Annotated in this window: 18 protein-coding genes; 6 read left to right on the forward strand and 12 right to left on the reverse strand. The window is 69.1% G+C overall.

Translation table 11 applies throughout. From position 1 onward, the window contains the following. Entirely contained in the window at positions 1-1,011 is a 1,011-nt protein-coding gene (locus INT51_RS03755; protein ID WP_193103876.1) for an ABC transporter permease, read from the reverse strand. A gap of 9 nt (positions 1,012-1,020) precedes the next feature. Next, complete coding sequence (locus INT51_RS03760) at positions 1,021-2,841, reverse strand: ABC transporter substrate-binding protein (protein ID WP_193103877.1); 1,821 nt, start codon at positions 2,839-2,841, stop codon at positions 1,021-1,023. Between the two features lie 317 nt (positions 2,842-3,158). On the opposite strand from INT51_RS03760, the gene INT51_RS03765 reads away from it, so the two are divergent. Continuing rightward, on the forward strand, positions 3,159-4,382 hold the full coding sequence (locus INT51_RS03765; RefSeq protein ID WP_193103878.1) for an MFS transporter: 1,224 nt from the start codon (positions 3,159-3,161) through the stop codon (positions 4,380-4,382). A gap of 46 nt (positions 4,383-4,428) precedes the next feature. On the opposite strand, the gene INT51_RS03770 is transcribed toward INT51_RS03765, so the two are convergent. The 4 genes from INT51_RS03770 to INT51_RS03785 form a co-directional block, all read right to left on the reverse strand. Continuing rightward, entirely contained in the window at positions 4,429-5,151 is a 723-nt protein-coding gene (locus INT51_RS03770) for a hypothetical protein (RefSeq protein WP_193103879.1), read from the reverse strand. Positions 5,152-5,255: 104 nt separating this feature from the next. Further along, complete coding sequence (locus tag INT51_RS03775) at positions 5,256-6,089, reverse strand: HAD family hydrolase (protein ID WP_193103880.1); 834 nt, start codon at positions 6,087-6,089, stop codon at positions 5,256-5,258. Next, positions 6,086-7,003 (reverse strand): phosphodiesterase, encoded by a 918-nt coding sequence (locus INT51_RS03780; RefSeq protein WP_193103881.1) that lies wholly within the window; start codon positions 7,001-7,003, stop codon positions 6,086-6,088. The genes INT51_RS03775 and INT51_RS03780 overlap by 4 nt, the downstream gene beginning before the upstream one ends. Then, complete coding sequence (locus INT51_RS03785) at positions 7,000-8,133, reverse strand: LacI family DNA-binding transcriptional regulator (RefSeq protein ID WP_193103882.1); 1,134 nt, start codon at positions 8,131-8,133, stop codon at positions 7,000-7,002. The genes INT51_RS03780 and INT51_RS03785 overlap by 4 nt, the downstream gene beginning before the upstream one ends. 365 nt (positions 8,134-8,498) lie before the next feature. Here INT51_RS03785 and INT51_RS03790 point away from each other — a divergent pair, with 365 nt between their 5' ends. From INT51_RS03790 to INT51_RS03810, 5 genes are all read left to right on the forward strand, one after another. Then, positions 8,499-9,533: a LacI family DNA-binding transcriptional regulator gene (locus tag INT51_RS03790; RefSeq protein WP_193103883.1), complete on the forward strand. Its 1,035-nt coding sequence runs from the start codon at positions 8,499-8,501 to the stop codon at positions 9,531-9,533. Positions 9,534-9,562: 29 nt separating this feature from the next. Next, the gene (locus tag INT51_RS03795; RefSeq protein WP_193103884.1) at positions 9,563-10,870 is read left to right on the forward strand and encodes an extracellular solute-binding protein; all 1,308 of its coding nucleotides are present in this window, start codon (positions 9,563-9,565) and stop codon (positions 10,868-10,870) included. Beyond that, on the forward strand, positions 10,867-11,790 hold the full coding sequence (locus INT51_RS03800) for a carbohydrate ABC transporter permease (protein ID WP_193103885.1): 924 nt from the start codon (positions 10,867-10,869) through the stop codon (positions 11,788-11,790). Before INT51_RS03795 ends, INT51_RS03800 begins: the two co-directional genes overlap by 4 nt. A gap of 1 nt (position 11,791) precedes the next feature. Beyond that, entirely contained in the window at positions 11,792-12,628 is an 837-nt protein-coding gene (locus INT51_RS03805; protein WP_193103886.1) for a carbohydrate ABC transporter permease, read from the forward strand. Positions 12,629-12,707: 79 nt separating this feature from the next. Next, complete coding sequence (locus INT51_RS03810) at positions 12,708-13,700, forward strand: glycoside hydrolase family 130 protein (RefSeq protein ID WP_193103887.1); 993 nt, start codon at positions 12,708-12,710, stop codon at positions 13,698-13,700. A 69-nt stretch (positions 13,701-13,769) separates the two neighbouring features. On the opposite strand, the gene INT51_RS03815 is transcribed toward INT51_RS03810, so the two are convergent. The 6 genes from INT51_RS03815 to aqpZ all read right to left on the reverse strand — a co-directional run bounded on the left by INT51_RS03815 (position 13,770) and on the right by aqpZ (position 21,111). Further along, positions 13,770-15,695: an FAD/NAD(P)-binding protein gene (locus INT51_RS03815; RefSeq protein ID WP_226831940.1), complete on the reverse strand. Its 1,926-nt coding sequence runs from the start codon at positions 15,693-15,695 to the stop codon at positions 13,770-13,772. After that, positions 15,692-16,564: an ABC transporter ATP-binding protein gene (locus tag INT51_RS03820; protein ID WP_193103888.1), complete on the reverse strand. Its 873-nt coding sequence runs from the start codon at positions 16,562-16,564 to the stop codon at positions 15,692-15,694. The genes INT51_RS03815 and INT51_RS03820 overlap by 4 nt, the downstream gene beginning before the upstream one ends. Then, positions 16,561-17,664 (reverse strand): iron ABC transporter permease, encoded by a 1,104-nt coding sequence (locus INT51_RS03825; protein WP_193103889.1) that lies wholly within the window; start codon positions 17,662-17,664, stop codon positions 16,561-16,563. Before INT51_RS03825 ends, INT51_RS03820 begins: the two co-directional genes overlap by 4 nt. Further along, on the reverse strand, positions 17,661-18,734 hold the full coding sequence (locus INT51_RS03830) for an ABC transporter substrate-binding protein (protein ID WP_193103890.1): 1,074 nt from the start codon (positions 18,732-18,734) through the stop codon (positions 17,661-17,663). The genes INT51_RS03825 and INT51_RS03830 overlap by 4 nt, the downstream gene beginning before the upstream one ends. A gap of 44 nt (positions 18,735-18,778) precedes the next feature. Then, on the reverse strand, positions 18,779-19,990 hold the full coding sequence (locus INT51_RS03835) for a peroxidase-related enzyme (RefSeq protein WP_193103891.1): 1,212 nt from the start codon (positions 19,988-19,990) through the stop codon (positions 18,779-18,781). Between the two features lie 374 nt (positions 19,991-20,364). Then, positions 20,365-21,111 (reverse strand): aquaporin Z, encoded by a 747-nt coding sequence (gene aqpZ / locus INT51_RS03840; protein ID WP_193103892.1) that lies wholly within the window; start codon positions 21,109-21,111, stop codon positions 20,365-20,367. Between the last annotated feature and the right edge of the window lie 61 nt (positions 21,112-21,172).

The following is a 21,172-nucleotide window of genomic DNA, read 5'->3' on the forward strand; positions in this document are numbered from 1 at the left end:
TCACTTCTCCCCGGACTTGGCGGCACGGATGCGCGGATCGACGATGCCGTAGACGATCTCCACGCCGAAGTTCGCCAGCAGCACGGCCACGGTGATGATCAGCGTGATGGCTTGGATGACCGGGTAGTCGTTCGCCGCGATCGCGTTGAACAGGAGCGTCCCGACCCCGGGGTAGCTGAAGACGAGCTCGGTGATCAGCGCGCCTCCGACCAACGTACCGATGGCCAGCGCCAGACCCGTGATCTGCGGGAGCATCGCGTTGCGGAAGATGTACTGGGTGATCTTGTTATCCCCGATGCCCATCGCTCGGGCGTAGTTGACGTAGTCGCCGCCGAGCTCGTAGATGGCCATGGAGCGCATGCCGACGGCCTGACCGCCGATGAACACCACGACCAGGGACAGGAACGGGAGCCAGTAGTAGCTCAGCGCATCCCACAGGAAGGAGATGCTGAACTCAGGGGTCAATCCCAGGGAGTACGCGCCTCCCACCGGGAAGATCCCGGTGACCACCGCTAGCACGTACAGCAGGATGATCGACAAGCAGTAGTACGGCATGGCCGACAGGAACAGCGAGGTCGTGAAGACCGAGCGGTCCCAGTTGCCACCGCGGAATGCGGCGATCGCGCCGATGATGTTGCCGAGGACCCAGCCGATGAGGATCGCGGGCAGCTGCACGGCGATGGACCAGGGAAGCGCCTGTCCGACCAGCTCGTTGACGCTGGCCGGGTAGTACGCGAAGGACGTTCCCAGGTCACCGGTGAACACCTTGCCGAGGTAGGTGAAGAACTGCTGCCACAGGGTCTGATCGAGACCGAACTCCTGGACGTAGCTCTCGTAGACCTCCTTCTGCTGCTCACTGGTGACGCTGCCTCCGCGGGACAGGTTGGAGACGATGACGTCGACGGGGTTTCCTGGGACGAGCCGGGGCAGAAGGAAGTTCAGACCTACTGCTGCCACCAGCGCGACCAGGTACCACACCGTCTTCTGGGCGATGTAGCGACCGAGATTCACGAAGGTGCCTCAGGCGCCGATCTTCTTCAGCTGGAAGATCCACTCGTTGCCGGCGCCGCGGAACATCGGCGGGGCGTAGTCGTTGTCCTCGGTGGGCCAGTTCGACCAGTTCGAGGCATTGAACTCGAAGAACTCGTCGGGGCGGTACATCAGCGGGAAAGCGGGGACCTCGACGCGGTACAGATCATCCAGCGCCGTGATCGCCTCCTTCTTGGAGGCGTCGTCCGGTGCAGCGGCAGCGACCTCCAGCAGATCGTTGACCTCAGCGTTCTCCCAGCGACCGAAGTTGCGGTATGCCGTCTGGCCGAGGTCGACCATCTCGACATTGCTCATCACGTCGCTGAACCGCTGCCATGGGGTGGAGGGGTTGGTGCCGGCCACATACCAGCAGGCCATGTCGAAGTCGCCGTTCTGGATGGCGGTGGAGGTCTGGGCCTCCTGCGGGAAGTTCGTCGCGGCATCGACGCCGATGGCCTGGAAGTTCTTGGCCACGATCTCCAGGGCTGCGTTCCAGTCGGTCCATCCCTGCGGGGTGATCAGCTTCCAAGGGCCGAGTTTCTCGCCGTCCTTGGCGTAGAACCCGTCGTCGCCCTTGGCGTAGCCGGCCTCCTGCAGGAGGGTCTCGGCCTTGGCGGCGTCGAAGGTCCACCCGTCGGAATCCGCCTTGTCGCGGTCGATCCACTGGTCCTCGGCGCCGTCCGGGATCACCAGAGAGGCGAGCACCTGGGAGGAGTACCCGGACATGGCCGTCTCGGCGATCGAGGCGTAGTCCACGGCGTGGGCGAGAGCCTTGCGCACCGCGGCATCGTCGAGGCCGGGCTTGGTGGTGTTCATCAGGAACATCGGCATGGAGCCGGGGACGAAGTAGGGCTCCTCCTGCAGGTAGGTGCCCACAGGCTTGCCCGAATCCCACATCTTGGAGATCTGGGGGACGAACTGCTGCATGACGTCGAGCTCGCCGTTCTGGAACTTGAGGTTGCCGTCCTCGTTGGACTTGAAGATCGGATGGATGATCTTCGTCATCGCCGGCAGGGCACCGTAGAAGTCCTCGCCCCAGTAGTCCTCGTTGCGGGCGAGAATGACCTGCGTCTGATCGGCCAGTTCGAGTGTGAAGGGCCCGGTTCCGATCGCCTCGTCGGTCTCCCAGCTGGCCACCTTGTTACCGGTCTCCTCGGCGGCCTTCTCGAAGACGGCCTTGGGCACGATGAACTGCTGAGCGAGCTGCGCGAGCACGGCGCCGACGTTCTTGCGCTCCGTGTTGAGCGAGATGTTGATGGTGCTTCCCTCGGCGGTCATCTCGTCGACCTCGGTCCAGAACGAGGCGATGCCCAGACCCGGGTCGATCTTGCCGAGCTCGAAGGTGTACAGCACGTCATCGACCGTGAATTCCGAGCCGTCGTGCCAGGTGATGCCCTCCTGGAGGGTCAGCGAGATGGACTCGTTGCCCGTGATCTCGTGGGAAGCCGCCAGACCCGGGAGAAGCTCACCGGAGACGATGTGGAAGCGCAGCAGCGTCTCGTAGACGTACTGGGCGACGTTCGAGGATGCGGGCCAGGCGGGGGCACCGGCAAAGGTGTTGAAGTTGGTGGGCGGGCCCCACTGGAAACCCGCGATGAACAGCTGATCGGCGCCGTCGCCGCTGCGACCGGTGCCGGCCTGCCCGTTGTTGCCGACGCCGACCAGGTCGCCGGAGTCGCTCTGCCCGCCTCCTCCGCCGGTGGCACCGCCACAGGCTGCGAGCGCCGCGGCGCCGCCGAGTGTCCCGGTGGCCGCCATGAAGCGGCGGCGTGAGGTTCTGTCCGAGATGCGACGCGGTTCAAGTTCGGTCATGGCAGACCTGCCTCTCTGTGTTCGCCCCTCCGTTGGAGCGCCGGATCGCCTTCGACCCGTTGGACAGATTGAAGCATCGCTGGAGGAGAAACAATCCACTGGTAGGCGTTACGTTCGGATAACAATCCGTCGAAACATTTTGTTAACCCGCTCACACTTGCGAGACCTCGGTCCTCGCCCGGACTCTCGACGTCGTCACGGCCCGGCAGGCATAGTGGCCTGATGAGACGACGTGCGGTCGCCGATCAGCCGAGCGAGGCGTGTCGACTCCACTGGTCCCGGGCCAGTCCCAGCGGCGCTGCGCGCGAGGCCGACTTATGAGCGAGCCACTCGGTCTCCCGGGATTCCGCAGTTTCTGGCTGGCCAATACCGTGGGCTTCCTCGGGCTCGCGATCACGACAGTCGCGGTAGACGTGCTGGTCATCGAGGTCCTTGATGCGTCGGAGGTGCAGGTCGGTCTCGTCCGCGGTGCGCAGTTCCTGCCGTACCTGCTCATCGGTCTCCTGGCAGGCGCCTACGTGGACAGATGGCGACGCAAGCCGACTCTCATCGTCGCGAACCTCGCTCACGCCCTCCTGCTGCTGGCGATACCTGCCCTGGTCCTGGCAGACCTTCTCACCATCACGACGACCGGGATCATCCTGTTCGCGGTGGGGTGCTGCGCCGTGGTCACCGTCGCTGCCGAACAGTCCTACCTGCCTGATCTGGTTCCTCGTCGCTCCCTGGTGCTGGCCAACGCCCGTCTGGGCCAGTCGATGGCAGTGGCCCAGTCCTCCGGCCCAGCCCTGGGCGGTCTGCTGGTCGCTGTCGTCAGCGCCCCCGCAGCCCTGCTGGTCTCCAGCCTCACCCGTCTGATCACGGCGGGGACGATCGCTCGGATCCACGACCCCGAGCCGGCGCCGCATCCCGCGCATCCACGGCTGTGGCGGGGGATCCTCGAGGGCCTGGCCTTCATGTACAGCCATCGCACCTTGGCGCCGCTGGCGATCTCGACCCATCTGTGGTTCCTGGCCAACAGCATCGCGCTCACGGTGCTCGGGCTGTTCGTCCTGCGCGGGCTCGGTCTGTCCGCCCTCGTCTACGGACTGGTGCTCGCCGCGGCCGGCGTCGGTGGCCTGCTCGGCGCGTTCGGCGCCACCCGCGCTGCCGCACATCTCGGCGAAGGCACGGTGATCATCGCGGCCCGGACGGTGTGCGCGGTGACCTGGCTCGCCACCGCGCTGACCCCGACCGAGGCTGCGCCGTGGATCACGGCTGCGTACCTGTGTGGCGTGCAGCTCGTCTATGGCTTCTCGATGGGGATCGAGGACCCCAGTGAGATGGGCTATCAGCAGTCCGTGACCCCCAGGGCGATGCTCGGGCGGGTCAATGCCACCAAGCGTTCGGCGAACCGCTCTGCCGCCGTCCTCGGCGCGGTTCTCGGCGGTGTCCTGGCAGCCTCGCTCGGGTTCCGGCCGACGTTCGCAGTGGTCACGGGGATCTTCGCGGCCGCTGTCGTGGTCGCTGCTGCCTCCCCGTTGCGCGGTGCCCGCAGCGACTGAGCTGGGTTCTGCAGCTCGGCTCGGCGACTGGGCTCGGGAGCAGAGCTCAGTGGTTGCCGGGCGGCATCCCGGCCAGCGCACCGGAGCGATCGGCGCGCATCGCCCCGAGGAGCGTCCCGATCACGAGGCCGAGGACGGTGAGCATGAGTGTGGTCCCTGGGGAGAAGGCAGGCATCTGGGGGACCTGGCTGCGCAGCAGATGCAGCACGACCTGCGCGATCGTGGCGAGCCCCGCAGCGCCGGCGCCCACGGCGATGCCGCTCGTGACCATCTCACCCAGGCGTCGCAGCAGCAGGAGCACGACGATCACGGCCAGGACTGTGAGGGCCCCGACGGCCAGTCCGCTGCCCAGCACGAGGTCCAGTCCGTCCGCTTGCACTGCGGCGCCGCCCGGGGTCGCCAGAGGAACCAATCCGGCCAGCGCCGGGGCTGATTCCATGAGATGCCCGGCGGTGGCGAGCGGGGCCCCGACCAGGCCGACGACGGTCCCGGGGGCCGCGCCGCCGCGGCGAAGCAGGATCAGCGCGGCGGCCACCGCCGCGCCGGCCGCCCCGATCAGCAGCAGCGCGGTCCCGACGACTTGCGTGAGCCCCAGCGGGAGCAGCAGCGTGGCGATCGCGGAGACCAGCGCCGCGCCTGCGCTCACCAGCACGACGTCGCGCCGGCGCTCCTTGTGCGCGACCACGGCGCAGGCCGCGGCGGCGATCCCCATCGGGAGCGCGAGGAACATGGCGACGAGGCTGATAGTTAGGGCGAGACCGACGGACATGGGCAGGCTCCTGAGATCGAACGCATCGAACCCGCTGGCCCGGTGCACCAGCGCATCATGTCAGCGCGTCGTGCCCGGCGCCCTGGCGTCCGTCGGTCGGCACCTCACACCAGGCCGTGACGCGCGAAGGCCTGGGCGAGCCCGCCCTCGGCGACCGTCCCGGTGACCTCATCGGCAGCGGCCTTCGCCGCCGAGGTGCCGTTGCCCATCGCGATCCCGACCCCGGCGACCTGGAGCATCTCCAGGTCGTTGTTGTTGTCGCCGATCCCGATCGAGGCCTCGAGCCCGATTTCGAGGTATGCGAGCAGGTCACGTATCGCCGCGCCTTTATTCACCCCAGCCAGGGAGACCTCTCCCCCGCCGGTGCTCAGGTGCGGGATAGTCCCGGTGATCACCGTGAAGCCGTCCTCGGCCAGAGCGGCGTGGACCTGATCGAAGGCGTCAGCGGAGCGGCCGAGGAAGATCGCCTTGGCGATCGCGTCCAAGGGGGCTTTCTCGGCGACGTGCTCGGCGTCAAGCTGCTCCCCGGCCCGCAAGCCGGGACGGTCCTCGATGCCGAGCATCCTGCGCATCTCCTCCCGCCGTGAGGAGACGGGGTACACGCCGTCGCGAGCCTGCAGCACGTAATCCAGATCGAGCCGAAGGAAGACGTCGATCATACGACGTGCCTGCTCCTCGCTCATGGTGCGCTGCATCATCCAGTCCTCGCCGAGTCGCACGAAGGCACCTGCTCCCAGGACGGCGCCGTCGAAATCGATCGCTGCCAGGCGCGGGTCCAGCTCGCTCGGCGAGCGACCGGTTGCCAGCAGCACTCGGTGTCCGGCCGCGCGGGCGCAGCGGATCGCGTCGATCGTGGAGGTGGGGAGTGTGCCGTCGTGGGCGATGATCGTGCCGTCGACGTCGAGGAAGACGATGCGGCGTCCCTGCTCCAGGATCACCTGGTCCCGGTCCATCCTGGGGTGGCCGGGGCATCGGGGATGAAAAGCCCCTTCTCAGCGAGCTTGCGGGCGGTGGCGGCTCCGTCGACGTGGCGGCTCACGCTCGCCCCTCCGCCCTTCGGCACCACGGAGTGCATGATCGTGGAGTCGTAGACATGGACCAGGTTGAAGGCCTGCGCGCTGTCTCGACCGCGGGTGCCACGGTCGGGGGTCTGCAGGTCCTGGGTGTAGCAGGTCGCCGACGCGACGGAGACCGGGATACCGGCGAAGGTCGCGGCGGTCGAGTAGTGGAAATGACCGCCGATGATCGCACGTACATCACTGCCGGCCAGAACTTGCGCGAGTGCGGCCTGGTCTCGCAGCTCGACGGTGATCGCGAGATCCTGGACGCACGGGATCGGCGGGTGGTGCAGCGCGAGGATCGTCCCCTCCGGGGCGGGCTCGGAGAGCACCTCGCGCAGCCACGCGTACTGGGCGGGACGGATCTCGCCGTAGGCCTCGCGGGGCACGGTGGAGTCGAGCACGATGATCCGCAGCCCGCCGAGCATGACCACCCGGTCGTAGGGGGCGTCGTCTGCCTCGGCGTCGAGCAGCTCGGTGCGCATCGTGGCGCGATCATCGTGATTGCCCATCACCCAGATGAGCTCGGCGCCGAGGCGCTCGGTGAGCGGCTCGACCAGCTCGCGCAGCTGGCGATAGGCGGAGGCCTCCCCACGATCGGCGAGGTCCCCGGTGAAGATCAGGGCCTCGGGTCGCAGATTGGTGGCGACCAGGTCCTCGAGCAGACCCTCAAGGTGCTCGCGGACAGGGGCGACCCCGGACAGCAGCTCCCCCGGGGGCACGAAGTGGGTGTCCGAGAGGTGGACCAGGGTGTGGTTCGCCCTCGGGTACTCGGCGGCGCGCAGTGCGCTCATGTGGGTTTCCTTCCGGTGGTGCGGGGCGGCCCGGCGGTGCGCCCCTGGATGAATCGACCGGGCAGTCGCTCGTGCACGACTCTGCCTCCCGCGGGGTCCTCCGGCCCGGGCCCCTCTGGCCCGCGCTCCGCCGTCTCACCGTTCCCCCTCGCGTCGTGCCCGGTGCCGGCCACGCCGATCATCCGGGCGATGTTCGCGATGGTCCGCTCGGCGACGTTCTCCACGGCGATGCGCATGGTGGTCAGGCCCAGCAGGTCGACGCCGGGCAGGATGCCGTCGCAGCCGGTGGTGGCGACATCCTCGGGGGTGCGCAGCCCCGCCGCCTGCAGGTGGCGGATGAGGTTGAGCTGACGCAGATCCGAGGGCGCCATCACGGCGGTGACCCGGCCAGAGCGGACGAGGTCGACGGACTCCTTCATCGCGTCCCCGGCGGGACCGTACTCGAGCCGGTGCACGGTGGCGCCGCGCTCCTCGAGCACCTCGGCCATGACGCTGCTGCGCACGAACTCCGGGTAGGAGTCCACAGCGCGGGCCGTCTGCACGGCGACGGCGTTGTGGCCCAGGTTCAGGAGGTGCTCGGCCAGATGCCGTGCGGCGTCTGCCTCGTCGTAGGAGACGGCGTGGATGCGGCCGCTGCTCTCGGGGCGGCCGGCGCGGATGATCGGGAGGCGGCTGCGGAAGGGCTCGAGCTGCTCGCTGGTGACGCCGCCGGTGGCGACGATCAGCCCGGCGACCCGCATACCCATCAGCCGGTGCAGGCTCGCGATCTGCTGTCGGCCCTGGTCGTCGTCCTTGATGGTCATCGACAGCAGGGTGACCCCGGCGGCATGGGCCGCCTTCTGCAGCTCGGTGAAGAGCAGTCCGTACGCGGGGTTGGACGCATCGCGCAGCAGCAGGCCGACCGTGGAGGACCCCCCGGAGGCGAGTTCGCTGGCGGCGACGTTGGTGACGTAGCCGAGCTCCTCGGCGACGGCGTGGACCCGACGACGGGTCTCCTCGGAGACCTTGCCCTGTCCGAGCATCACACGGGAGGCGGAGGTTCGGGAGACCCCGGCTGCAGCAGCGACGTCCTCCAGCCGGACGCGACCGGAAGAGCGGGGCTCAGGAGAGGCGGGGGCAGAAGTGGTCATGAACGGACTTCCTGGTCGACGACTGTCGCCCCGGCGGCACCGAGGGCTGCTCGAGTCCCTGGACCTCGCCCGGTGAACTCCGACCGTACAGGGGAGCGCTCCCCCCTCTGTACGTGATCAGCAACACTAGCGACGCCGACCGGCCCGCACAAGTACCCCGGGTGGCGGTGGCGTGGTCATCCGCTCGCGAGCAACATTCCGCCCCGGGCCGATTGACAGAACGGAGCAAACCGGTTTGACTGCTCTCTGTTCAAACCGGTTTGCTGTTGCGTGCCGTTGCCGGCTTGAGCACATCTGATGTGGGCGGATTCGACGCGGCCGCACCCGAAGCGATCGCACCCCATTCCATCCTTAGGAGGCAGGCCATGGCCGGTTCACGACCCACCATCGGCGACGTCGCGCGGGCCGCCGGGGTCTCCAAGGGCACAGTGTCCCTCGCCTACTCCGGCAAGCGCCCGGTGGCGGAGGAGACCCGTCGACGAGTCTTCGCGGCGGCCGAGTCACTGCGGTGGACCGCGAGCTCGAGCGCCCAGGCACTGGCCACTTCGCGCACCAGCACCATCGGCCTGGTGATCGCACGCCGCCCGGAGATCATCGCGACCGACACCTTCTTCCCGCGCTTCATCGCCGGCTGCGAAGCCGTCCTGGCCCGGGCCGGTATGGGGCTGATGCTCAACGTCGTCGCCTCCGAGGAGGACGAGACCGCCGCCTACGAGCGGTACGCCGCTGGCAGGGTGGACGGGGTGATCCTGCTGGACGTCCAGCAGGGGGACCGGCGCCCTAAGCTGGTCCGCGAGCTGGGCCTGACCTCGGTCATGCTCAGCGCCGAGGCTCCCCGCGATGACTCCCCCACCGACGTCCCCGTGGTCTACACAGAGGATGCAGCAGCCATCGGCGAGCTCGTCGACCTGCTCGTCGAGGACGGTCACACCTCCATCGCCCACGTCTCCGGTCCGCTGCGGTACGTGCACGCCGCAGCCCGCCACAATGCCTTCATCGCCGCCATGACCTCGCACGAGCTGCCCGCAGACCGGCTCGTCGAAGGCGACTTCACCGCCGCCTCCGGCCGCGACGCGACGGCCGGGCTGCTCGATGCCTCCGACCGTCCCACGGCGATCGTCTACGCGAACGACGTGATGGCGATCGCGGGTCTCTCCTTCGCGCGCAGCACCGGGCTGCGGGTCCCGGAGGACCTCTCGGTGACGGGCTTCGACGACAGCGAGCTCTCCGCGCATCTCTCCCCCGGTTTGACCAGTGTCTCCACCGGTGCCGACGTGCGCGGTGCCGTCGCGGCCGACACGCTGCTGGCCGCGCTCCGCGGCGAGGCCGATGCTTCGGTGCTCGTCGACGGCACGGTCGTCGTGCGGCGCGGCAGCATCGCTCCGCCACCCCGTCCCTGACCACCTGCCCACGACCGAGGAGATCGACGATGACCCTCACCCGGCGCGCTCTCGGAGCCACCACCCTCGCACTTCCTCTCGCCCTCGCCGTCGGCGCCTGCTCACGCAGTGCGGTCGACGCCACGCAGGCGGCGACCTCCCGCGGCCCCATCCGGATCTGGGTCTCCAACAACGAGCAGGAGCTCGCCTGGGGCGAGGCGGTCACGGCCGCCTGGAACGCGGAGCATCCCGATGAGCAGGTCACCTTGCAGGAGGTCCCGGCCGGGGCCAGCTCCGAGGAGGCGATCTCCGCCGCGATCGTGGCCGGCACCACCGCGGATCTAGTCTTCAACGCGTCCCCCGCCGCGCTGCCCGACTGGGTGCGCGCCGGCGGCCTGGTGGACCTGACCACCTTCGAGGGCGGTCGCGAGCACATCGAACAGCGCACTGGCGAGCGGGCCCGCAACTACGCGGAGGACGACGGCGAGGGCGGCTACTACCAGCTGCCCTGGAAGTCGAACCCCGTCATGGTCATGTTCAACAAGGAGATCTTTGACGCCGCGGGCATCGACCCCGGTTCCCCCGGGATGGACACCTTCGAGTCGTTCCTCGAGGGGGCGCGGCAGATCGTCGGCTCGGGCGCTTCGCACTCGGCCCTCTGGCCCGCCCCGACCAGTGACTTCTACCAGCCGTGGTTCGACTTCTACCCGATGTACCTTGCCCAGACCCGCGGCACCCTGCTGGTAGAGGACGGCGCGACCACCTTCGACTCCTCCGACGGTCTGGCAGTCGCCGAGCTCTGGCGGGCGCTGTACGAGGAGGGGCTCGCCCCGAAGGAGGAGTCCACGGACGACGCTATGACTATGGGCACCACCGCCATGCAGCTCGCCGGCCCTTGGGCGATCGCCACCTACAAGGACCAGCTCGACTACGGCTTCATGCCGGTTCCCAGCGCCGACGGCATCGCGCCCGAGGAGACCATCACCTTCTCCGACGCGAAGAACGTCGCGATGTTCAGCTCGAGCCGGAACCGGCTGACGGCCTGGGAGTTCCTGAAGTACGCCACGAGCGAGGAAGCGGACGGAAAGCTGCTCGAGCTGTCCGGTCAGATGCCGCTGCGCACCGATCTGCTGCACACCTACCCCGACTATTTCGCCGAGAACCCCGACTACTCGAGTTTCGCCGACCAAGCCGACCGCGTCGCCGACGTCCCCTATCTGTCCGGGGCCATCGAGATCTGGCAGCGATTTCGCGACGAGTTCTCCGCCTCCGCGATCTTCGGGAAGAAGACCGTCGCGGAGGGCCTGCACGATGCCGCCGAACAGATCGACTCGTTGGTCCAGGAGGGAGCACGATGACCATCACCGATACCACCCCGCGCCTCCAGGCCCCGCCCGGTCCGCTGCGCCGCCTGCTCGGCAAGCAGCCCTTCGGTCTCGGCCTCGCCCTGCCGTACATCATCTTCCTCGCCACGGTGATGGCGTACCCGCTGATCTACGCCGTCTACATCTCGTTCTTCGACTACGTGTTCACCGCCCCCGGCATGCACATCGACCACCCCTTCGTGGGGCTGGAGAACTACCGCACCGCACTCACCGACCCCCGAGTGCTGGAGTCCTTCCGCAACATCGCCGTGTTCCTCGTGATCAATGTGCCCCTCACGGTGATCCTCTCGATGGTGTTCGCCTCGGCCCTGAACGCGGTCACGCGGTGGGCGGCGGCCTTTCGCATCGCGTTCTACGTGCCCTACGTGACCGCGAGCGTGTCCCTGATCGGCGTGTGGATGCTGCTGTTCTCGCAGAGCGGTCTGGTCAACACCATCCTCGGGCCGCTCGCTCCGGATCCGTCCTGGCTGGTCAACGACGCGCTCGCGATGCCGTCGATCGCTCTGTACGTGACCTGGAAGCAGCTGGGGTTCTACATCCTGCTGTACCTCGCAGCGCTGCAGAACGTGCCGAAGGAGTTGTACGAATCCGCCTCGACCGACGGCGCCGGCATCGTCCATCGCTTCCGCCACATCACCGTTCCGAGCCTGCGCGCGACGACGATGCTCGTGCTGATCCTCTCGATCATCACCGGCGCGAATCTCTTCACCGAGCCCTACCTGCTCACGAGCGGCGGAGGCCCCGACGGCGCCTCCACCTCACCCGTGCTCATGATCTACCAGAAGGGCATCCAGCAGGGGAACCCGGACGTGGCCTCCGCGATCGGTGTGCTGCTCGTGATCCTCGTCGGTGCGCTGTCGCTGGCCTCGACCCGCCTGACGAAGGAGAGCTGATATGACGACCCGCACCCGTACTCGTATCGCCCTGTATGTGCTCCTCGCGCTCGCGGCGCTAGTGTTCATCTTCCCCTTCTACTTCATGATCGTCGGTGCCCTGCAGGAGAACCCGACCACCACCCCGGCCGGCATGTTCCCCACCGGCGGCTGGACCCTGGAGAACTTCGCCAACATCAATGAACGGCTCCCGCTGCTGCGGGCACTGCTGAACTCGGTGGTGTTCACCGCCGGGGTCCTGCTGGGCACCCTGACCTTCGGCCTCGCTGCCGGATACGCCCTCTCGCGCCTGCACTGGCGCGGTCGCGGCGTGCTCTTCGTGGTGATGCTCGGCGTGCAGATGGTTCCCTTCCAACTGCTGATGATCCCCCTGTACGTGCAGGTCGCGGGCTCCTATGGGCTCGGCGACACCTACGCCGGGATGATCCTGCCGTTCTTCATCAACACCACCGCGGTGTTCATCTTCCGGCAGTTCTTCCTGGCACTGCCGGAGGAGATGTTCGAGGCGGCCAGGATCGACGGCGCCGGTGAGCTGCGCGTGCTCTGGTCCATCGCGATCCCGCTGGTGCGCCCGGCGATCGCCACGGTTGTGCTGATCACCTTCATCGGCCCGTGGAACGAGTTCCTGTGGCCCTTCCTCATCACGAAGGACGCCTCGATGCAACCTCTGGCAGTGGCGCTGGCGAACTACATCTCCAACATCGCCCAGACCGTCGCCAACCCCAATGGTGCGATCCTCGCCGGAGCCTGCGCCCTGGCGCTTCCGGTCGTGCTCCTGTTCTGCCTGTTCCAGAAGTACTTCACGGCCTCCGACATCGGCGCCGGTGTGAAGGGGTGACCGCCCGCCCCGACCGAGCCCCGCTTCCCGCGTCACACCCCTGACCTGCCCTTCCCGACCCATCTCGCAAAGGAACCTCATGACCACCGCCAGCCTCTTCGGCGACGCCCGCTTCCCGCTGGGCCCGTTCACCCCGTACGAGAACAACCCGATCCTGCGCCCCAAGGGCGATTCCTGGGAATCCTCCAACCTGTACAACCCGGCGGCCCTCGTCGTCGGCGACCAGGTGGTGCTGCTGTACCGGGCGCACGCGGAGGACATCATCTCCCACGTCGGCATCGCCTTCAGCGACGACGGCTACCACTTCGAGCGCGAGGACGCCCCGATCCTCTCCCCCGAGCACGACTACGAGCGCTTCGGTTGCGAGGACCCGCGCATCGCGTTCATCGAGGGCACCTACTACCTCACCTACACCGGGTGGGACCGGCGCTCCGCCCAGCTCTGCCTGGCCACCTCAGCGGATCTGCGCACGTGGACCAAGCACGGCCCTCTGTTCGACGACTTCGACACCTTCAAGACCATGAATCCGCGAGGCTTCAACTGGTCCAAGGCCGGCGTGATCGTCCCCCAGCGGATCGACGGCCAGTGGTGGATGTACTTCGGAGAGGGCGGGATCTACTGGGCCACCAGTGACGACCTGATCCACTGGACCCCGGGCACCACCGACGAGGAGCCCATGTACTCCCCGACCGCAGGCACCTGGGACGAAGCGCTCGTGGAGATCGGCACCTCGCCCGTGCTGACCGACAACGGCCTCCTCCTGATGCTCATCAACGGAGCCACCCGCCGCGACCTGGAGGACGGCACCCGAGAGGTGGACTACCGCTGCGGCCAGATCGTCATCGACCCCGCGAACCCCACCATGGTCCTCGCCCGCCTCCAGGAACCGTGGCTGCGCCCGCAGACCTTCGAAGACACCCACGGATTGGTCTCCAACGTGACCTTCGTGGAGGGTCTCGTGAAGTTCCGCGGAAAGTGGTTCGCCTACTACGGGCAGTCCGATACCACCCTCGCCGTCGCCGTCGCGGACCCGGACGAGGGATACGGGGCCGGGCTGCGCGCCGACGCCTGAGGCTCTTCGCGAAGCGGCCCGCCCCTTCGCGGGAGTCGTGGAGGTGGTTGGAGACCGGATGTCCGGAGCTCAGCTGGTCGCGGCGACCGCAGCCCGCACCCGCGCCATGATCTGCTTCGCGGCCACGTCCGCCCCGGCCAGCAGTGGAGAGGGCAAGCCGGGGGTGGCACCGATCGCGCTGCCCGGCTGCGTGCTCGCGGCGGGGATTCCGAGCACGACCACCGCGGGGTCGACCGTGCCGTCGGCCGCGATGAGGTTGTGGCCGGGTACGGCGCTCTCGCTGATCTCCGCTCCGGTGGCCTCGAGGCTCTGGGTCCGAACACCGTCGACGGTGTGGATGCGGGCGCGGCCGTCGCGCAGCAGGGACTGCAGCAGCGGATCATCGGTCTGCGGGATCCGACCCTTGGACATGCGGGTCTCCAGCAGCACGCGCGCGGTGGCGACCCGGCCGGTCAGCGGCGACGCCATGCGGAAGACGCCCTGCTCCTCGTCGACTTCGACCGCGCAGCCCGGACCGAGCAGCGAAATGACTCCGGCGTCGAGCAGGGCCAGGACCAGGCGCACCCGGTCCGCCGGCGGGCCGGAGGCCAGTGCCAGGGAGTCGCCGTCGAACCAGCCCAGCACGTCGCGGGCGAAGGACTCGCCGTGGAAGGCTCCGAGCCGGGTGAGGCGACCGACCTGCTTGCGCAGGGCACCCATGGCGCCGTTGACGGCCGCGCGCGGGTGGTGGGAAGGGTCCGACAGCGAGCCGAGCTCGTCCTCGATCAGGCGCTCGACCATCGCGTCCCACGCCTGACCGGGGATCGGCTCTCCGACGGTGGGGCGGTGCAGCTCCTCCAGGGTCCAGGTCCAGCGGGGATCACCGATCGCGGCCTCGAGCACTGCGTCGACCTCGTCCTGCGTGGTCGCCTCGTCCAGTGCCGCCCTCCATTGCCCGGTGACGGCGTCGGGGGCGCACTCGACGAGGGCCTCGAGGTACACGCGGGCGAACTCCCGGGCGAGCAGCGGCCACACCTCGGCAGCGAAGTCCACGTCGGAGCGCTCCGCGAGTTCACCGAACCAGCCTGCCGTGGCCCAGCGGGCGGTGAAGGGACGCACGGCGCGGCCGCCATCAGGCTTGGAGCGGTAGGGAACCCCGCGCCGGGACCCGGCCACGAGCCGTGGCTCCCGGCCGCTGGGCAGATAACGCAGACGCCCGGTGGGGTCGCCGTCGACGGGCACCACCTGCCCGCCCCATTCGGCGGCGAGCTGACCGATCACGTCGAAGAAGTTCGCGCCGAGGCCGCGCACCAGCACGGGCTCCCCCGCCGGCAGCGCGGTGTAGTCCCTTTCGGCGGGCATGCCGGGTTCGACGTAGCGAAGACCCCACCGAGAGGCGGACCCGACCAGCGCGTCCACGTCGGGAGTACGGCGCGCCTGAACCATTCCCTGGGCGAGCACCACGGTGGGGGCGCCCAGACGCTGCCCGTCGGCGAGCACCACCACGGCCAGTTCTCCGGCGCGCTCCAGATCCACCACGAGTCCCTCGAACTCCTGGACCACGACGTGCCCGGAGGCGATCGCAGCGTCGAGCTGGTCGCGGAAGTAGACGCCCTGCAGACGGCGGGTGGGGAAGGTGGCGCCGACCAGTTGCCGGGCCTCCTCGAGCACCCACTGCCCCCGCGGGTGACCCCCGGAGGCGGTGACCATCTGGGCCCACTGGACGAGGTCCGGACCGGGATCGGCGGGGCCGCTCATCGGGGTGGAGTCGTCGGGGTGGATGGTGGTGGCGTCGGACTGCGTGTTGTTGAGGTAATGCTCGCTCTGGTCGATCAGCCAGGTCGCCCCCGAGCCCACGGCCAGCGCGTCGATCACGGCCATCCGCACCGGCGCTCCCCCACCGGCGGCGACGCGGGCGGCGGTGCGCAGCACGGTGGCGACGCCGCGGGGTCCGCCGCCGACCACGATCGCGTCGAAGTCAGTCCTCGCGAGGTCGGGCATCGAGCCGTTGGTCATCGTGCGCTGACCGGTGCTGCGAGCTCAGGCGCGAGGTCGGCTTCGCGGACGTGGCCGTCGGCGTCGAGCTCGTCCAGTCGCGCCCCGGTGCGGGTGAAGCCGTGTGCATCGACGCGAGGACGCACCTCGACCGCGTCATCACGGGTCGCGACCTCGACGTCCACCTCGTAGACGGTGCGCAGGGTGTGAGCCTGCAGCGCCTGGGCGGGGGCGCCGTCGGCGGTGAGATGGCCGCCGTGCAGCACGATCACCTGGTCGCAATAGCGGGCGGCATGGTTGAGGTCGTGGATCGCGATCAGGGCGCTGATGCCCTCCTCGCGCGTGATCTGGCGGACCAGCTGCAGGGTCTCGATCTGGTAGCGCAGGTCGAGCGCGCTGGTGGGTTCGTCCAGCAGCAGCACGCGGGTCTCCTGGGCCAGCGCCCGGGCGATCAGCGCGCGCTGCGCCTGCCCACCGGAGAGCTCGGACATGCTGCGCTCGGCAAGATCCTCCAGGCCCATGCGCACGATCGCGTCCTCCACCGTCGCGCGGTCCTGCGCCCCGGGGGCGAGCCCGAAGTGCGGGGTACGCCCCAGCATGATGGCCTCGCGCACCGTGAGGTCGAAGGGGGCGTCGCCGGCCTGCGGCACGTAGCCGACCACCTTGGCGAGCTCGCGACGACCCAGCGTCGCGGTGTCCTGCCCCTCGACGGTGACGCGGCCAGCTCGGGCGCGGTGGACCCCGGCGATCGCCTTGACGAGGGTGGACTTGCCGGAGCCGTTGGGTCCCAGCAGCGCGCAGAAGGTGCCCTGGGCGACCTCGAAGGAGATGTCCTCGAGGATCTGCCGCTTGCCGTAGGAGAAGGAGAGGTGGTCGACGGTGAGGCTCACTTCAGGGTGTTCCTTCGCGTGAGGATGAGGTAGATGAACACGGGGCCGCCGATGAAGGCGACCACGATGCCGACGGGCACGACCGCCGGGGCGATCACGGTGCGGCCCACGGCGTCGGCGACCAGCAGCAGCAGCCCGCCGGAGAGTGCCGCGAAGGGCAGCAGGTGGCGGTGATCCGCGCCGATCGCGAGGCGCGCGATGTGGGGGCCGACCAGTCCGACGAACCCGATGATCCCGCAGAAGCTGACCACGACCGCGGCCAGCGTGACGGACAGGGCGATCAGGCCCACCCGCAGCGGGCCCACGTTCACGCCGAAGCTGCGGGCCGCGTCGTCGCCGGCGAAGGCGATCGCGTTGAGGTCCTTGGAGAACCACAGCGTGATCGGGATGGCGATGAGCGCCACCACTCCGACGATGATCACGTCCTGCCAGGTGGCGTCGTTGACGGAGCCGAAGGTCCAGCGGATGATCGCCTGCAGCGTGTTCTCGTTGGCGGTGAACTGCAGCGCCGAGGTGAGTGCCTCGAAGATCTGGGTCATCGCGATGCCGAGCAGCAGCAGCGTCGCGACCGCCATCCGGCGGGCGGTGGCGATGCCGAGCACGAGAGCGGAGACCGCGAGCGACATGATCATCGCCCCGGCGATGGTGGCCCAGGTGGGGAGCTGGTTGGTGCCCGCCAGGGTGATCACCAGCGCCGCACCGAAGGCGGCCGCCGGGGAGACCCCCAGGGTGAAGGGGCTCACCAGGGGGTTGCGCAGCAGGCCCTGCATGAGCACGCCGGAGACGGACAGGGCTGCGCCCGCGGCGAAGGCGAGCAGCACCCGCGGCAGGCGCAGCTGGGTGATCACCGCGTAGGTCGAGGAGAAGTCCGCACTGATGGTGCCGCCGAAGATGCTCACCTGGATCGAGCGGACCACATCGGCGATGCCGACCCCGGCGGTGCCGATGGTGACCGAGACGATCAGCGCGAGCGCGGAGATCACGAGGCCGACGGCGAGGAAGATGCGCTTGCGCAGCTCGTGGCTGCGCGCGGTCCGTGCACCGGAGCTCTCGGGCCCGGGCGCGGCGGCCCCGGTGCGCTGCTCGAGGGTGGCGGTCATGAGAGCGGTCCCTGGATGAAGTCGGCAGGATCGGACAGCTCGGTGTCCTGGAACTCGGTGACCCAGCGGGTGAGGTACTCGTCGGGGTCCACGCCGTCCAGCTCGGCCGGGTGCAGCCAGGAGCCGAGGTAGAGAGCGCCGAGGGACTTCCCGAGCGCGCTGGTGGCCCAGCCGTTGGCGATCGCGACGTTGCCCTCCGTCAGGGCGGTCATGTCGCTCCAGCCGGGGCGGGCGGCGAGATCGGCGCGGAGGTCCTCGAAACGGTCGACGGGCTCGGCGGAGGGCTCGAACTCGTGGACGATGAACTGAGGATCGCGCAGCACGACCTCGCTGGGGTCGACCGTGAGCTCCTCCTGGGCGTCGCCGCCGGAGGCGTCGTCGAAGATGTTGCTGCCGCCGCCGGCCAGGATCATGGCGTGGAAACCGGACCCGGGCAACGTGGTCAGGTACGGCTCGACGGTCTCGAAGTACACCGGGACGGGCTCGACGCCGGCCAGGCGCTCCTCGAGGAGACCGGAGATCTCGGCGCGGAAGTCGAGCACGGTCCGGGCTGCGTCCTCGGCGCCGAAGACCTTCCCGAGCAGGGTGATGGTCTCGTCGACGACCTCGGTGTCCCAGGCGGTGGCCACGATCATCGGGATGCCGAAGGGTTCGAGCTGCTCGACGGCCTCCTGCCAGACCGCGTTGCGCGGCACGATGACCACGTCTGGTTCGAGCTGAGCGATGGCCTCGTAGTTCAACTGGTCCAGGCCCTCGGCGATGACCTCGCTCTCCTCCAGGGGGAGGTACGGCAGACGGTCCAGGGAGGCCCGATCCACGCCCACGACCGTGTCGCCCGCGCCGATGGCGCGCACGAACTCGTTGGCGTAGCTGTTCACGACCACGGCGCGCGTCGCGGCGCGGGGCAGGACGACCTCGCGATCCTGGTCATCGACGACGGTGATCGAACCGGTCGCCTCGGCGCCCGTCTCCCCCTCCACGGTGACCTCGCCGCAGGCGGCGAGCCCCAGGACGGGCAGGGTGGCGACGGCGGCGCCGAGCAGGGTGCGGCGGCGAAGTACAGGAGTCATGGGTCCTCGATGGGTGGTGAGGTTGGGGCGGGAGGAGACGGGGTTCAGGCGGCGGCGCGATCGGCCTCGGGCAGCGAGGGCTCCCCGAGGCTGAGCATGAGGCGGTTCGCCCAGGCGAAGAAGGCCGCGGCGGTCAGGAGGTCCGCGATCTCCGCATCGCTCAGCTCGAGCGCACGCAGGCTCGTGAGAGTGGCGCTGCCCAACTGCGGGCGCGGGCGGGACAGCTCCGCGGCGGTCGTGATCACCGCGGCCCAGCGCGGGTTCTGCTCCTCGGCCAGCGGGGCGAGGTTCGCGGAGACCCAGTCCTCGTTGCGGTCGAGAGCAACGGCGAGCAGGATGTCGACATCGCTCTCGCGCTTGGAGAACCCGGCGGATTTGCGGGCGTGCACGGAGGCGCAGTAGATGCAGTCGTTGACCTTGCTGGCTGCGGCGGCCGCGAGCTCCCGCTCGGCCTTGGGCAGGCCGTCCCGGGGCAGGAAGATCGCGTTGTCCAGCGCGCTGCGGGCCGTGGTGATGCCGGGCGTCTGCGACAGCATGCGGAAGTAGACGCTGTTGGTGCTGGCCTTGGAGGCGAACGAGGCGCGCTGCTCCTCGGTGAGTTCGTCCTCGGCAGGAACGGTCACCCACGGCTCCCACTGGAGCATCTCGCGGGTGAAGGCCGACGGGCGGGTGCGGCCGGTGATCGTGGCGCCACCGTGCTCGGCGGTCCGACCCCGGGTGAGCGGGGCGCGGGTGGGGGCGTCGGCCGACGGGACGTCGGTCCCCTGCAGGGCGGCGAGGCCGACGAGGAGACGCTGGAGGTAGCTCTCGTAGGAGACGAGCTGGCTGATCAGGACGGCGACCGGCGAGGTGATGCCGGCGGCGGTGAGACGGTCCTGGTCCTCGCGAGTGGTCAGCGCCGGGGAGATCGACAGCAGGTCGACGTGGTCGCGCAGGGCGTTCAGGGCGGCGGCATCGAGACCGTGGAGATCCGCGGCGACCGGATCGGCGGCGGCGATCTGTGCATCGGCACCCTGGGCACGGTGCCAGTCGGCGAGGGGGCGACTCCCCTGCCAGTCCGCCGTGATCGCGGCAAACGCATGCAGCACCGGTGCGGGAAGGGGCTGCGCGTGCCGGTACAGCGCGTCGTAGGCCTCGCGGGTGGGGGCGAGGACCTCGGGACGCAGCGCCGAGAGCACCTCGGGTGCGTCCGGGGCCTCTGTGAGGATCGCGGCGAGGATCTGGTGGGCATCGACAGGGCTGAGGTCGTGAGACATACAGACATCTTATGCGTGCCCCAAGTCGAACTTTGCTGGTCAGCGGTGTGTTCGGGGTCACGGCGACGCCATGGTGAACCCGCGAAAATTCGCGGACGGCCCCGTCCTCGGGGCTCCCCCGGTCGCTGTGAACTGCGAAGGAACGTCACCTGCGCGCGACGGCAGACGGATCAGGACGTAGATCGTCCTGCTCGCTGACAGCGCAAAGATGACCTGATGGTGGGTCATGCTTCGTCACATCTCTCGCCCGCACGGTCCCCGCACTCTCGGCCGGCGGAGGGATCGCGGCCGTGCACCCCGCACCAGAGCGCGCCGCCCGAAGGATCCTCGGACGGCGCGCAGCACGCCCCGATGCGGGGCGGCCGGGGAACTGCTCAGTGCTTCTCGGTGAACAGGATCTTGTAGGTGAGGCCTGCGATGGCGGCACCGATCAGCGGGGCCACGATGAACAGCCACACCTGAGCGAGGGCCGCCGGGTTGAACACTGCGACCGCGATGGAGCGGGCCGGGTTCACCGACGTGTTCGTCACGGGGATGGAGATGAGGTGGATCAGCGTCAGCGCCAGGCCGATCGCGAGCGGAGCGAAGCCGACGGGGGCGCGCCCGTCGGTCACTCCGAGGATCACCCACAGGAACACCGCGGTCAGAATGACCTCGATGAGCAGGGCCGACAGCAGGTTATAGCCGCCGGGCGAGAGATCCCCGTAGCCGTTGGTCGCGAAGGATCCCGCTGCGGAGGAGTCGATCGCGAAGTCGCTCTGGCCGCTCGCGATCACGAACAGAGCCACGGCGGCGACGAGGCCGGCGACGATCTGGGTGCCGATGTACGGGGCGATCGCCTTGGCCTCGAGGCGGCCGGCGAGGAACACGCCGAGCGTGACAGCGGGGTTGAAATGGCCGCCGGAGATGTGACCGACGGCGTAGGCGCCGGTGACCACGGTCAGGCCGAAGGCGAGGGCGACACCGAGGAAACCGATGCCGAGATGGGTTCCGTCGGCGTTCAGGAATCCCGCGGCGAACAGGGCCGCGCCGCAGCCACCGAAGACGAGCCAGAACGTGCCGAGAGCCTCGGCGGCCAGGCGGGAGGCGAGGGAAGGGGCCGAAACTGCGGTCTCGGGCACCTCAGGGGGAATCCGTACGTAGGGAATTGTGCGACTCGAGAAGAGGAGTGCTCGAATCTCC

It is taken from the genome of Brachybacterium sp. FME24 (genome assembly GCF_014897705.1).
Taxonomy (GTDB): domain Bacteria; phylum Actinomycetota; class Actinomycetes; order Actinomycetales; family Dermabacteraceae; genus Brachybacterium.